The 13666-nt window shown below is 57.5% G+C and carries 12 protein-coding genes; 9 read left to right on the forward strand and 3 right to left on the reverse strand.

All coding sequences use genetic code 11. The features are described from left to right. The first annotated feature begins 9 nt into the window (after window positions 1-9). Window positions 10-693 (forward strand): DedA family protein, encoded by a 684-nt coding sequence (locus DCN14_RS17980; protein ID WP_096505135.1) that lies wholly within the window; start codon window positions 10-12, stop codon window positions 691-693. Between the two features lie 130 nt (window positions 694-823). Here DCN14_RS17980 and DCN14_RS17985 read toward each other — a convergent pair whose 3' ends face one another. Continuing rightward, window positions 824-1636 (reverse strand): mechanosensitive ion channel family protein, encoded by an 813-nt coding sequence (locus DCN14_RS17985; RefSeq protein ID WP_096505015.1) that lies wholly within the window; start codon window positions 1634-1636, stop codon window positions 824-826. 234 nt (window positions 1637-1870) lie between these two features. Between DCN14_RS17985 and DCN14_RS17990 the strand changes: the two genes are divergently transcribed. Next, window positions 1871-2653, forward strand: coding sequence for an SDR family NAD(P)-dependent oxidoreductase (locus DCN14_RS17990; protein WP_096505013.1), 783 nt, complete (start codon window positions 1871-1873; stop codon window positions 2651-2653). On the opposite strand, the gene DCN14_RS17995 is transcribed toward DCN14_RS17990, so the two are convergent. Continuing rightward, a complete protein-coding gene (locus DCN14_RS17995) occupies window positions 2556-3656 on the reverse strand; it encodes a hypothetical protein (protein ID WP_240327384.1) in 1101 nt (366 codons plus the stop codon). The genes DCN14_RS17990 and DCN14_RS17995 overlap by 98 nt on opposite strands. Window positions 3657-4140: 484 nt before the next feature. On the opposite strand from DCN14_RS17995, the gene DCN14_RS18000 reads away from it, so the two are divergent. Together DCN14_RS18000 and DCN14_RS18005 are read left to right on the forward strand one after the other, a co-directional pair. After that, a complete protein-coding gene (locus DCN14_RS18000; RefSeq protein WP_096505009.1) occupies window positions 4141-4332 on the forward strand; it encodes a hypothetical protein in 192 nt (63 codons plus the stop codon). Next, complete coding sequence (locus tag DCN14_RS18005; RefSeq protein ID WP_240327386.1) at window positions 4319-6379, forward strand: capsular polysaccharide biosynthesis protein; 2061 nt, start codon at window positions 4319-4321, stop codon at window positions 6377-6379. Before DCN14_RS18000 ends, DCN14_RS18005 begins: the two co-directional genes overlap by 14 nt. Here the strand turns inward: DCN14_RS18005 and DCN14_RS18010 are convergent. Beyond that, entirely contained in the window at window positions 6321-7652 is a 1332-nt protein-coding gene (locus DCN14_RS18010) for a capsular biosynthesis protein (RefSeq protein WP_240327387.1), read from the reverse strand. The genes DCN14_RS18005 and DCN14_RS18010 overlap by 59 nt on opposite strands. Window positions 7653-7776: 124 nt before the next feature. Between DCN14_RS18010 and DCN14_RS18015 the strand changes: the two genes are divergently transcribed. Genes DCN14_RS18015 through DCN14_RS18035 form a run of 5 tightly spaced genes read left to right on the forward strand, consistent with a single transcriptional unit; the run spans window position 7777 to window position 13647 of the window. Further along, a complete protein-coding gene (locus DCN14_RS18015) occupies window positions 7777-9861 on the forward strand; it encodes a glycosyltransferase family 2 protein (RefSeq protein WP_240327389.1) in 2085 nt (694 codons plus the stop codon). Window positions 9862-9899: 38 nt separating this feature from the next. Then, window positions 9900-11018 carry an ABC transporter permease gene (locus DCN14_RS18020; protein WP_096505004.1) on the forward strand — a complete coding sequence of 373 codons (1119 nt, stop codon included), beginning with the start codon at window positions 9900-9902 and terminating at the stop codon, window positions 11016-11018. Further along, window positions 11019-12167, forward strand: coding sequence for a polysaccharide biosynthesis/export family protein (locus DCN14_RS18025; RefSeq protein WP_240327390.1), 1149 nt, complete (start codon window positions 11019-11021; stop codon window positions 12165-12167). It begins immediately after the preceding gene. Between the two features lie 11 nt (window positions 12168-12178). Then, window positions 12179-12994 (forward strand): ABC transporter permease, encoded by an 816-nt coding sequence (locus DCN14_RS18030; RefSeq protein WP_096505002.1) that lies wholly within the window; start codon window positions 12179-12181, stop codon window positions 12992-12994. Window positions 12995-13023: 29 nt separating this feature from the next. After that, entirely contained in the window at window positions 13024-13647 is a 624-nt protein-coding gene (locus DCN14_RS18035) for an ABC transporter ATP-binding protein (RefSeq protein ID WP_346265276.1), read from the forward strand. Window positions 13648-13666: the final 19 nt, after the last annotated feature.

The following is a 13666-nucleotide window of genomic DNA, read 5'->3' on the forward strand; positions in this document are numbered from 1 at the left end:
GACTCGCATTTGGATACGCTGCTTCATTTCGTCAATCTGGTCCTGCATATCGACGCGTTCCTCGGCGATTTCATCCGACAGTACGGCGCATGGGTGTACCTGGTGCTGTTCCTGATCGTGTTCTGCGAGACCGGGCTCGTCGTGTTGCCGTTCCTGCCCGGCGATTCGCTGCTGTTCATCGGCGGCGCGTTCGCGGCGACGGGCGACATGAACGTCGGCGCGCTGATCGTGCTGCTGCTGGTCGCGGCGATTTCCGGCAATACCGTGAACTACCTGATCGGCCGCTGGATCGGGCCGAAGGTGTTCAATACCCATATTCCGGTGCTCGAGCGCTTCCTCGACCGCGCCGCGCTGCAGAAAACCCACTCGTTCTACGACAAGCACGGCGGCAAGACCATCGTGCTCGCGCGTTTCATCCCGGTCGTGCGCACGTTCGCGCCGTTCGTCGCGGGGGCCTCGTCGATGAGCGTCGCGCGCTTCCAGCTGTTCAACGTGCTCGGCGCGGTGTTCTGGGTGCTGCTGCTGGTGCTGCTCGGCTACTTCTTCGGCAATATCCCGTTCATCCGTCAGTACCTGAACGTGATCGTGCTGGCCGGGATCGGCGCGGCGATCGTGCCGGTCGTGCTCGGCGGGCTGTGGAAGATGGTGCGTGGGCGCCAATCGGGCGGTACGCAGAAGACGGGCGGCCGCTGAGGCAGCGCATTTCTCGTCGGTCTTCGGCGCAATAAAAAAGCGTGGCAGTTGCCACGCTTTTTTTCGTCCTTGCAATTCCAGCAATTCCAGCAATTCCAGCAATTCCGGCAATTGCCGGCGGGCGCTGCCGTCACGCGTTACGGTGCGAGATCGGCGTTTCGGGCGTCGGGTATTGCGCGTCGCGGAACGTCTCGAGGATCACGCGGTTGGTGTCGCAGTACACCTGCCAGTAGTTCTCCGGCTGCGTCGACGGGCGCACGAACAGCAGCGGGCCTTCCGGCGTGAATTGCAGCACGCCGACGTCCGGGGCCGGCACGTTCAGCACGTTCGGGATCGACTGGATCTGCGTCTTCAGGCGGTTGATCGCATCGGCTGCATCGACGCCATTCGCGATCTTCGCGGTCAGGTCGACGCGGCGGTGCGGCGTCGCGCTGTAGTTCGCGATGTTGTCCGAGAAGATCTTGTTGTTGCCGACGATCGTCACGACGTTGTCGGCGGTGATGATCGTCGTGCCGAACAGGCCGAGCTCCTTCACCGTGCCGGTGACGCCGCCCGCGCTGATCACGTCGCCGATCTTGAACGGGCGCAGTACCTGCATGAACACGCCGGCCGCGAAGTGGGCGAGCAGGCCGCCCCAGGCGGTGCCGATCGCAAGGCCGAGGCCGGCGAGCAGCGCGGCGAACGACGTGGTCTGCACACCGAAGATCTGCAGGATCGCGAGGATCAGCAGGATCGTCAGCAGCACGCCGACGACCGAGGTCAGGTAATCGGTGAGCGTCGGGTCGACCTTGCCGCTGCGGCGCACGACCCTGCCGAGCAGGCCGGTGCCGAGGCGGATCGCCCACCGGCCGATGAACCACAACACGATCGCGGCGAGGAGGTTCAGGCCGAAGTCGAGGCCGCGGGTCATCAGGAATTGCTGGGCGGTTTCCAGGTTCAGCATGGGAGCTCCTAAATGGAAAGGGGCCGGCTGGCGGCTTTTCGACGGATGGTTATAACCGAAGAGAAGGTGCTCGATGATGAAAGAGTGTTAAAGGCCGGGCGCGAAAAAGCCCGGATTTCCCGATTGTCGAGCGGTCGTTTGGGCAAAATATTCTATGAACGGTGCGCGCGTTCAGCGGTGCATATCGGATAATGCTGCCGAAATTATCACTATCCCAAGCCCTATTTCTCGATCATGGCGACACAAAAAAACGGGGTTCCGCGCTGCGTGCTGATTACGGGTGCCACGGGCGGCATCGGTTCAGCGCTGGCGGAGGAATACGCGCGTGCCGGCACGGCGGTGCTGATTCTGCACGGCCGCAAGACTGCGCTGCTGCAGCAAGTGAGCGATGCGTGCACGGCGCTCGGCGCGCGCGTCATCACGGCCGCATTCGACGTGCGCGACCACGATACGTTGCGCAACTGGGTCAGCGAGATGAGCGAGACCGAAGCGCCCGATCTCGTGATCGCCAATGCCGGGGTCAATATCAACACCGGCCCCGGGCATCAGGGCGAAGCGTGGGACGACATGCACTGTCTGCTGGACGTGAACGTCAAGGCCAGCATGGCCACCGCTCATGCCGCGATGCCTGCGATGCGCGCACGCCGCGGCGGCCAGATCGCGTTGATCAGCTCCCTCGCCGCATGGCGCGGATTGCCCGAGACGCCGAGCTACAGCGCGAGCAAGGCCGCGGTGAAGGCGTACGGAGAGGCGATGCGCGACGGGCTGGCGGCCGAAGGCGTGAAGGTCAACGTGATCATGCCGGGCTATGTGGAATCGCAGATGTGCTTCGATATGCCGGGCCCGAAGCCGTTTCTGTGGAAAGCGCCGAAGGCGGCGCGCGTGATCCGCGTCGGCCTGAGTACCAATCGTGCGCGAATCAGCTTTCCATTCCCGCTGAATCTCGGGTGTTTCCTGCTGGCAGGACTACATCCGGCCGTGTCCGGCTGGTTCCTGAGCCGGCTGGGTTACGAGTAAGCGTGATTTGCTCGGGCGCGGTGTGGATGATCCCGACCGACTGAGCGGCAGGCCGCTGCAGCAGTGCCTGCGCGGCCACGCGCAGCGCATGGAGGCGCGCCGGGTCGCCGGCCAGCGCGCATAGCGCTTCCACCCAGCTTTGCGGATCGTTGTCCAGCAGCAGGCCGTTCTCGTCGTGCCGGATCACCTCTTGATACGGGCCGGCGGCGGCATACAGTCCCACGGCCCGGCAACGGGCGATGTCGTAGGCCTTCACATGCGCGCGGGCGGCGTTGAATTCCGACGGCAGCAGCGGGGCGAGGCCGATATGGCCGTCGAGCAGGCGGCAATGGCCGCGGTAGTTGGCCCAGTCCATCGGATGCACGACCCGTGTGCGCGGCAGGCCGCGATAGAGCACATTCACCGCATGCGAGCCGATCAGCTCGAAATGGACGTTCGGACAGCGCGCGAGCATTTGCGCAATGATCGGCTGCAGCCACGAGATCTCGGCTTCGTGGGCGGCGCTACCGTGATAGAACACGAGGATCGGCGATTCCGCCAATGCGTTGCGCACCCGCTGCGTGCGCGCATCCTCGGGCAGCGCGCGCGGCGTCACGAGGGTGGCGGCGCGTTCCGGATAGCGATCGCGCAGCGCCTGCGTGGAAAACCAGTATTCCGTCGCAAGGTCGCGGATGTCCGCCGTATGCGCATGACAGTACTTGCGGAGTTTTTTCACGTACGGCCGCGGCAACCCGTTCCACGACCGCGGATGCAGCAAGTCGTCGTCCATGAAATAGACGATGCGTGCCAGTTGTACGCGGCGAATGCGCAGCGCCCGCGCCCATCGCGCATTCAGATAGCGGATGATGATGACCGCCGTCCCCGGCGCGAGATCGCCCGGCTCCGGAACTGCGCTGTCCAGGTTCTTGTAGACGACCGGCAGCCCGAGCTCCTGCAGGCGCGGGAGCACGTAATAATCCGTGGACGGATTTTCGCCTTGATGCAAAACCAGCCAGCGCTGCACCGCCGTGTTGTGACGGAGGTGAGACGGGCCGTGCGCCGATTTTCGGTATAGGAGCCTGCGCAACATCAGGATATTAAATACGTCTGGTTGGTCGGTGCGTGTCGCCGCGGCCCATGCGGAATCGGTCTCGACATGCGCTGCGACTTTGATTTACCGGTGATTCGGGGATTCTAAAGACATTTGATTGTGTGTGCGTTACCGACATTGTCAAATTTATATGGGGTCATCTTCGTAACGAATTAAATCCGCAACCTGCCGGCGTTTATGCATGCGGTGCGGGCGGCTGTCGCGCGTGCCTCCAGAGGCCGGTCGGCGGCGGGCAGGCGGCTCCCGAGCGAATAAATCGGATTTCCGGCGGTTTCGAGCGGCCGGCCCGTTAAAATACCGGCCACGAGCCGGCCGGGTAGCGGCGAACAGTAGGCAAGTACAATGCGATTGCGTCAGCAGCGTGAGGAAATGCACGGCGATCACGTGAATTGCGTCCATGATGAGCATTGCTGCCGCCGGCGGCGGGTTGCATGAACCGATACTCGACTGCCCGCTCGACACGAAGAACCTCATGAGCACACCGATATTTCATTATTCCGGCTTCGCGGCAAAATCTTTCGCTTTCGGCAATTGCCGGATCGCGCGGACGCTTGCGGCCATATTTGCCGAGGCTCGTGTCTTTGACTGATTTTTCTGTTGCCCGGGGCGAAGTCGCCGGACAGGCGCTGCCCGATGCGTTGACGGGTTCGCTGCCGATTGCCTATACGCAGGCACCCGGCGTGAACCGCATCCCGACGCTTGCCGCGTTGCTCGACGATTTTCAGTTGCACTACCGGTCGGTTGGCCAACCAGTGGCCGGCGCGGGTGTGCTCGCCTGGGGGCGTCGTCCGAGCGCGCTGGCTGCGCAGCGCTATGCGCAGAAGCACGGCCTCGCCGTCTATCACGTCGAGGACGGCTTTTTGCGCTCCGTCGGACTCGGCAAGGACGATCCGCCGCTCGCGATCGTTTTCGACGATGTCGGGCTTTATCTCGATGCGAGCCAGCCGTCGCGGCTCGAGTCGCTGATTGCGCAGCCGCTGCGCGACGACCAGATCGTGCGGGCTCGCGCACTGGCCGCGGCGTGGCGGGACGGCCGCGTGTCCAAGTACAACCATAGTCGCGACCTGGGACGGGCATTGCCCGATGGGTGTGTATTGGTCGTGGACCAGACGCGCGGCGATGCATCGATCTCCTGCGGTCTCGCCGATGCCGCCAGCTTCCACCGGATGCTGGAGGCCGCGCTGCACGAGCATCCCGATCGCACGATCCTGCTCAAGGTTCATCCCGACGTCGTGTCCGGCCGCAAGCACGGTCACTTCGATCTCGACGCGGTGCGCGCGATGCCGCGCGTGCAGGTGCTGGACGACAACGTGCATCCGGCCAGCCTGCTGCCGCTGGTGCGCGAGGTGTATACCGTCACGTCGCAACTCGGCTTCGAGGCGCTGATGTGGGGATTGCCGGTGCGTGTCTTCGGCATGCCGTTCTATGCGGGCTGGGGGCTGACGCGGGACGCGCTGCCGGCGCCCGCGCGACGCGGTGCGGCCACGCTGGAACAACTCGTTCACGCGGCGCTGATCGATTACTGCCGCTATGTCGATCCGGAAACCGGCAAGCGCTGCGAGGTCGAAACCGTGCTGGCATGGCTCGCGTTGCAGCGCCGGATGCGACAGCGATTTCCCGTCGATATCGATGCGCTCGGCTTTTCCGGCTGGAAGAAGGACTACGTGCGTCAATTCTTCGACGGCAGTGCCGTTCGTTTTCGCTGGCGCGTGCCGCGGGCGATCGATCGCGCCGTTGCCACATGGGGGCGCAAGCTCGACGACCGGCTCGCACCCGCGCTGCCCGCAACGCAGAAGGTCATTCGCGTCGAGGACGGCTTCGTGCGCTCCGTCGGCCTCGGGGCCGATCTGACTCGTCCGCTGTCATGGGTGCAGGACGACGTCGGTATCTATTACGACGCCACACGGCCTTCGCAGCTGGAAACGCTGCTCGCGCAAACCGCGTTCACGCCTGACCTGCTCGCGCGCGCAGCAGCCCTGCGCCAGGCCATTTGCGACGCGGGCATTACCAAATACAACCTCGGCGGACACGCGAACTGGGTTCGTCCGGAGGGCAGGCGCGTGATTCTTGTGCCCGGACAGGTGGAGACCGATGCGTCGATCCGCTTCGGTGCGTCCGGCATTCGCGGCAATATGGATCTGTTGCAGGCCGTGCGTGCCGCCAATCCCGATGCTTATCTACTGTACAAGCCGCACCCCGACGTGATGGCCGGCCTGCGCAAGGTGGGGCGAGGAGAGGACGACGCGGCGCGGTGGTGCGACGAGACGATCGGCTCGGTGTCGTTTCACCAGTTGCTCGGCAGCGTGGACGAAGTCCATGTGCTGACGTCGCTGGCCGGATTCGAAGCGCTGTTGCGCGGCGTGAAGGTGGTGACTTATGGGCAGCCGTTCTATGCGGGCTGGGGCGTGTCGCACGATGCGGGATTGACGGAACCGGTGCGTCAGCGGCGCAACCGTGTGCTGACGCTCGACGAACTCGTTGCCGCCGCGCTGATTTTATATCCCACGTATGTCAGCAGAACGACGAAACGCTTCACCACGCCGGAGCGTGCGTTGCAGGAACTCGTCGAATGGCGCGCTATGCCACGGGTGCCACGTTGGCGGCATTGGGTTGCGCGGCTGTTTCGGGAGGCTTAGCAACCGGGCGCGTACCTGCCGGCTCGATGCCGCTGCCTTTCAACGAACCGAAGATCGGAACGTTCGACCGCAGCGCGCGATCGAGCCGGGGAGGCGGATCGACAAAGGCACCGTGGCCGTTGACCTCGTCTTTCATCACGCGGCGCACGATTTCGACGCACGCCGCATCGCGGCCCGCGCGGTTGTAGAACGAGCCATGTATCTGGACGGTGGCGGCAATCGCTGCCACGAAGTCGTTGAGCAACGGCTTATTGACGCGCTCGGGCCTGGTCCAGAACGTTTCCAGCGAACCCTGGTGCGTGAGCCCCGCAATGTCGTACATCGCCATGCCGAGCACCTTCACCGGGCAATTGGCGCGCAACGCATGCAGGCCCACGGTCGAATTCACCGCAATGACACCTTTGCTGTGCTTGATCGTGCGCTTGAGGTCGCAGTCCGTCACGGCAATGACGCGCGACGCTACGTCGTAGCGTTTTGCCGTGCGCGCGACGAATTTCTCCCAGCGCTCCATGCCATTGTCGAGCGGATGCAGCTTGATGATCAGCGAGCCGTCCTGCGGAGCGTGCTGTGCGAACGATGCAATGACTTCCTCAATCACTTGCCGCTGATCGCTGTACGCGGAATTGGCGCGCAGCTGGTAATCGGCCTGCATTTGCAGCGCGAGCATCCAGTAGCGAGCGTCCGAGTGGCGCAATACGTCGGCGGCGGCGACCCGCGCCGGCTCATGCAGGCGCTGGCCGATCATGCGCGGCAGCCAGCGCAGATAGTCCAGTAACGGCAGGTAATACTTGTCGGTGCGATAGAGCGGGAAAAAATATGGCACCAGCGAGGTCAGGAGGTTATAAAGCACCTCGTTGAACGCTTCTTGCCCGAAACTGTGCGAATAGTGCTTGGTGTCCGGCTTGAATGGCCCGACACGGCGGGCAATTGCGCGGATCGCCTTCGGGTCGGTGGGGAAGTGCGACAGCGTGCCCATGCCGCCGCGCTCGAGGGTGAGCCAGTCGGGGCGCAAGTAGCCGAATTCGATCGAGTACGTGCGAATGCCGAGCGACTCGGCGACTTCACGCGCGACCGCATGATAGGGCAGGCGGTCGGCAAAGTACATGATGTCGGTGATCTCGTGACGCACCAGATAATCGCGCAGAAAGTCCGCCCAGCGGCTAAAGCGGCCGCGGTAGTTGACCGCGCCCGGTTTGCGCCAGTAGGCCCAGTCCCCCAGGGAAAGATTGATCCGATGCGTGCGCACGAGTGCGGCATCGAAGTGATCGCTCAATTGGCGCCAGAAAAGCGAGGGAGGCCCCTGGAGAAATAGTATGGATCTGCGCATGTTTGATACTTCTAGGTTTTTCTAGTCTTCCTCTGGCCGTGAATTATAATCGCGGATCCTAAGTTGCGACATGATTAAGGCAGGTAGTGAAGAAGTGGCGGCTGAAATCGTTCATAAGGAGAGTTGGCGTGCTGCCACGGCCTGGCTTATAGAGGGCCAAGTGGTTGGTAATGTCAAGGCTTGCGTGGCTACTGTCGTGCTGACGATGCATGATGATCGCACGCAGGCGTTAAAAGTCTTAATCAGCAGTAAGGGCCATATCCAGGAGCTGGTCAAGACTCCTGCAGCCGTGCGGACTGTCCATTTGCTCATGGACAACGACGATCTTCCCCTTCAAGTCCGATTCCTTCGGCATCGCCGTCTGAGTTCCGCAGAGTACCGCTTGCGGCAGTTCTGGCGGGCGGTGAACACGCTGTACAAGCAACCGATGCAGCGTTGCGTCCGCGCAGGACTTACACCGGTCACCCTTTTCCGCGATCTTGATCACGCATACGACGTGGCGTGCCGTTTTCGTGCGAACGTGTATCGCGCAGGTTACGCAGGGTGGTATCAGGAGTTCTATGCTATTACCCCGGCGGACCGTGCGTTGATGGCTCGTCGCGCGAAACGTTGGCAAGATTCACCAATATTTAATATTTCGCTGGGGGTGAGCCGGCAAACTACGCAGACTGATATCGATGTGACGCGCGCCAGTTTGCAGGCGCAGACATATCGACACTTTAAAGTCGAGGTGCGAGACGATTTCTCGGACGATTTAACCCGGTTGATTTCGACACCGGTCGCTGAGAACTCCTGGCACCTTGTTATCCGGGCTGGAGTGATGCTCTCGGAACAGGCGCTGTTTTGCCTCGCAGATGCTGTCATCAAAACACCCGATGCCGCTGTGGCTTATGCCGATCACGATGTTGTGGGGGCGGACGGCCAACTGCGCGATCCCGTTTTCAAGCCGGACTGGTCTCCCGAACTGTTGCGTTCCACTAACTATATCGGCGACGCCTTTGTCTGGAACGGCCGGTATGCCGATCGCTTGCAGGAATTCGGCGCGGATGTGACAGATGCCAACGTGATGCACGCTTTGCTATTGGCGCTGAGCGAACTCGGCTCGCCGATGGTTCACGTGCCCGCACCGCTCTGGCATATGACACCCCGGGATGAACAGGATGATGGCGCGGGGACGGTTCGTGCAGTGGCCGCGCATCTGCGGCGCATGGGCGTGCGTGCGGAAGTTGAAAGCACGGGGCCGGGCCGTTGCCGGGTGCGTTATCCGGTAGCCGAGCCGGCACCGTTGGTCAGTATCGTCATTCCTACGCGCGATCAGTTGGGGCACCTACGCCGCTGCATCTCCAGCGTGCTGGAGAAGACGCGCTATGGGCCGTATGAAATCCTCGTTGTCGATAACCAAAGCATCGAACCCGACGCACTGGTTTACCTGCAGAGCTTGAAGCAGCTAGCCAATGTTCGGGTGTTGTCGTTTGATGAGCCGTTCAATTACTCGCGCATCAACAACATGGCGATCGCCGAGGCGAAGGGGGAACTTGTGTGCTTACTCAACAACGACACCGAAGTGATTTCGCCTGATTGGCTAACGGAGATGGTTGGTCACGTGTTGCATTTCAATGTTGGTGCTGTAGGAGCCAAGTTGCTTTATAGCGACGGCACCGTGCAGCATGCAGGTGACACTGTAGGCCCGGGCGGCTGCGCAAACCATCTTCATTCTGGCATCGGACAGCGTGCGCCGGGTTATGCTGGTAGAGCGCAACTGACGCAAGACCTGTCCGCCGTAACGGCTGCTTGCTTGGTCACAAAGAAAAATCTTTACCAAGCATTAGGTGGCTTGGACGAAGAGAATCTCAAGGTGGCTTTTAATGACGTCGACTATTGTTTGCGTATTCGAGAGTCGGGGCTTCGTATAGTGTGGACGCCTCATGCTTTGCTATATCACCACGAGTCTGTCTCGCGCGGAAAGGATGAGACGCCAATTCAAATAAGGCGAGCTAGAGCTGAAATCAAGCATATGAGGACGCGTTGGGCGCATGTAATGAGTCATGACCCCTTCTATAATCCGAATTTAAATTATCTGCAACCGGATTTCTCTTGTAGTGCGACGCCTATCGTTTTGCGCCCTTGGCTGCATGATGAAAGGCGAGTTGGCTAAAATATCAATGTATTTTTTTGTAAAGAAAAATCGAGAAAATGATCATCGGTAATATAAAAAAATATAGGCTCTTTATTGGCATAGTTGTTGTGCCTATGTTGCTGGCTATCATTTACTACGTCTTCTTGGCGAGAGACCGGTACATAAGTACATCCCAAGTGGTGGTGAAGAAGGTCGGCTCAGACGGCGGCGGAGGCGCTACCTCTGCACAAATGCCTGGTTTGGCCGTGTTATTGAGCGGTGGGATGTCTAGCTCAATTGAAGAAACCCTCTACGTTCGTCAATTTATTCTTTCTCAGGATATGTTGAATATTTTGCAGAGGAAGATAAATTGGAGTAGCCATTACTCGGGTAATATTCGCGATTTCTGGTTTCGTCTATCGCCGAATGCTTCGCAAGAGGAGTTATTCAAATACTATCAGCGTGTGGTAAAGGCTAATATTGACGAGCAGACAGGTTTGCTGACAATTGAGGTGCAGGCATTTGATAAAAAATTTGCCGAAAAGACATTGGCTGTAATTATTTCAGAAAGCGATCAGTTTGTTAACGATATTTCGCATCGCCTCTCTCGTCAGCAAGTTGATTTTGCTGAGGAGGAGTTGGAGCGTTCGCGCCGGACATTTGAAGTCAAGAGGGATTCGCTCTTGCATTTTCAAAGCAACAACAATATGTTGGATGCGCAGCAAACTGCGCTAGCACAAAATAGTGTGATTACCGGGTTGCAAGCAGATTTGACGAAGGCGAGCACCACGCTGAGAGGTATGCGGGCGAGTCTTAGCGAGGATAGTCCTCAAGTTAGACAGCAAAAAATTCAAGTTCAAGCAATTCAACAGCAAATTATCGCTGAACAAAAGAAGTTGATTGCAAGAAATTCAAGTGGCCAACTTAACGTGGCGGCATCCAAGTACCATAATCTGGAGATAGATGCTGGTATTGCCGAGGATACCTACAAGGCGGCGGTTACCTCGTTAGACAATGCTCGTGTCGAGGCGGTCAGAAAGTTGCGCAGTTTGATAGTAGTGGTGAATCCCAACATGCCGGACGAATCACTTCTGCCCAAACGACTGTATGGACTGTTCACAGTGCTTGTTATATCGTTGTTGGTTTATGGAATCACATTATTTGTTATCGCAACGATAAATGATCATAAAGACTGAATGGAAGAGTACTTCGAGATGAGTAAAGCATTGGCATCTAATAATTTGGGTCCGAAGCGCGTGCGCTATGCAATGGGGGCGACGCTGCTCTCTTGTCTCGTGACTTTAGGTGGGTGTGGGGCGATTTCTGGTGCTGGTCCGCTTATGACCAGTATTACCTCGGATAAGAAAATGAATAACGGAGATTATCCTTATCAGCTTATTGATCTTTCTCCGAGCAATATAGTCGCATATATGAAACCGGCAGAAACAGCCCCCTTAAGGAAGGTGGCCGCACCGATTGTTCCTGAGGTGCGTTTGCTTCCTGGTGATGTACTGAAGGTAATGATTTCTGATGATAACGGAACTGAAAATACCGTATTCGCTCCTCTCGCTAAGGGGGGGACAATTTTTGGTCAAGTGCGTGTTGACGCGAAGGGGAGAATTTCACTTCCCTATATGGGGGCGAAGAAAGTCAGTGGTCTCACCTTAGCGGACGTGGAAGACGTGATTCGGCGAGGCGTTATGGGACGTGCTAGCGAGCCTCAGGTGCATGTAGAGCTAGTCGGTGACTTATCCGGATCCGTTTTAGTTGCGGGTGCAGTCAAGAACCCTGGGCGTTTCACATCATTGCAAGGGCCTCTCACGTTGCTGGATGCGATAAATCAGGCAGGAGGGCCATTATTGGATCCTTATCTGATTAACGTGACTCTGCGTACTGGTAAGACGGTGGACGTCTTTAATTACCAGGATTTATTGTCTGGAAACAATATTTCGGTGCCACCGAATTCGGAAATTGTCCTGGAGCGATCACGTAAGCGCTTTGTGGCCATGGGAGCTGTAACGCAGCCGGGGCTACACGATTTTCCTTCGGCTTCCCCTACTCTGCTTGAGGTGTTGGGTTCGGTAGGAGGTCTGAGTGAACATATGGCTAATCCGAGTGGGGTATTTGTATTCCGCTTGGCTCAAGGAGATGACGGCGGGAAGTCCAAGGCAGAAGTGTTTCGCCTTGATATGCGAGAGCCGGTTTCAATGTTTCTCGCAAAAAGCTTTCTTGTTCAATCGGACGATACAGTGTATGTAACGAATTCGCCTGTTTACGAGATGCAGAAGATAATTGGGCCAATTGTCCAGGTGCTGGTTTTGGGTCGATCTGTAAGCAATTACTAACGGAGGCAGCGATGGAGAAATTAGAATCTACGTTCAAAATTCGACGCTCATCGCTAGCAATCGTCAAATCAGTAATGTTTGCGCTCTTTATGCGCGAAATGCAGACTCGGTTCGGCGCGCGGAGAATGGGTTTCTTGTGGGTCCTTATGGAGCCACTAGCGATCTTGGCCATTATTTTGGTGTTTCACACCTTTGTTAGAACTATTCAGTTATCCGGTGTGGATGTTGTGATGTTCATGGTCAGCGGCATCGTTCCATTCCATATGATGCGAAATATTGCATGGAGAGTGTCCGATGGTTTGACGGCGAATCAAGGGTTATTTTCGTATCGACAGGTAATGCCATTCGACGCCTTTGTGGCGCGATTGATCGTCGAAATATGCATGTATTCCTGCGCCTATATAATAATTTGTTTCTTTTTGGCAGTTTGGTTTGATCATGATGTTTTAGTTAACGATCCGCCAGCCTGGATATGGGCGCTGGTGGTGGGGATATTTCTCTCGTTCGCATTTGGTGTGCTCTTTGCGATCATTGGTCATGCCTTTCCGGCTGCCGCACGACCGTGCAAGTTGGTATATATCCCGTTATATGTCACTTCGGGCGTGTTTTTTCCAATATCAAAAATTCCACCTGATAAAATGCCACTTGTGGAGTGGAATCCGTATGTTGAGATCATTGAGAGCATTCGTGCGGCGATGTTTGATGGGTACTCTCAATCAAGTATTTTAAACTATAATTATCCGCTTGTTCTGTCGCTTGTGCTCATGTTTATTGTGATGGTGCTATATAGGAGCAGGCGCCAAATTTTACGGGTGCCTCCGATATGATTGAACTATCAAATCTCACGAAATCGTATGTGACGAAGCAAGGAAGGAAGTATATTTTTCGAGATCTCTCCTTCCTTGTTCCGCCGGATAGAAATATCGCTCTGATCGGTAGAAACGGCGCGGGGAAAAGTACGCTCATGCGCTTGTTGTGCGGCACAGATGTCCCCGACAGCGGGAAGATAATTACTGATAAGAGAATATCCTGGCCAGTCGGACTCGGCGGAGGATTTCAAGGGTCGCTCACCGGTAGACAGAACGTGAAATTCATATGTCGAACCCTCGGTGCCGAGGGGCCGCAAATGGAAAAGATAATCGCATATGTTGAGGAATTTGCTGAGCTTGGGGATTATTTTCACCAACCAGTGAAGACCTATTCGTCTGGCATGAGCGCGAGATTGCGTTTCGGAATGAGTTTGGCATTCGATTTCGATTACTACATGGTCGATGAGGCGATGTCGGTTGGAGACGCTCATTTTAGAGCGAAAGCAGAAGAAGAGTTTAAGCGACGTACTGGGAAGTCAAATTTAATACTTGTCACGCACGGTATGGGGCAAGTTAGGAAGCTGTGCGATATCGTTCTTTTGTTGCGTGATGGGCGTGTTGACGTTTTTGAGGATGTCGAAGAGGGCATAAGCGCTTATTCAAAGATTTAAGTCCGTTGGCACCGATTTT

It is taken from the genome of Burkholderia sp. IDO3 (genome assembly GCF_003366075.1).
Lineage (GTDB): Bacteria > Pseudomonadota > Gammaproteobacteria > Burkholderiales > Burkholderiaceae > Burkholderia > Burkholderia anthina.

Coding starts and splice junctions, on each gene's coding strand:
- DCN14_RS17985 (WP_096505015.1), bottom strand. CDS start 1,636: ATGCTGAACCTGGAAACCGCCCAGCAATTCCTGATGACCCGCGGCCTC.
- DCN14_RS17990 (WP_096505013.1), top strand. CDS start 1,871: ATGGCGACACAAAAAAACGGGGTTCCGCGCTGCGTGCTGATTACGGGT.
- DCN14_RS18000 (WP_096505009.1), top strand. CDS start 4,141: ATGATGAGCATTGCTGCCGCCGGCGGCGGGTTGCATGAACCGATACTC.
- DCN14_RS18015 (WP_240327389.1), top strand. CDS start 7,777: ATGATTAAGGCAGGTAGTGAAGAAGTGGCGGCTGAAATCGTTCATAAG.
- DCN14_RS18020 (WP_096505004.1), top strand. CDS start 9,900: ATGATCATCGGTAATATAAAAAAATATAGGCTCTTTATTGGCATAGTT.
- DCN14_RS18025 (WP_240327390.1), top strand. CDS start 11,019: ATGGAAGAGTACTTCGAGATGAGTAAAGCATTGGCATCTAATAATTTG.
- DCN14_RS18030 (WP_096505002.1), top strand. CDS start 12,179: ATGGAGAAATTAGAATCTACGTTCAAAATTCGACGCTCATCGCTAGCA.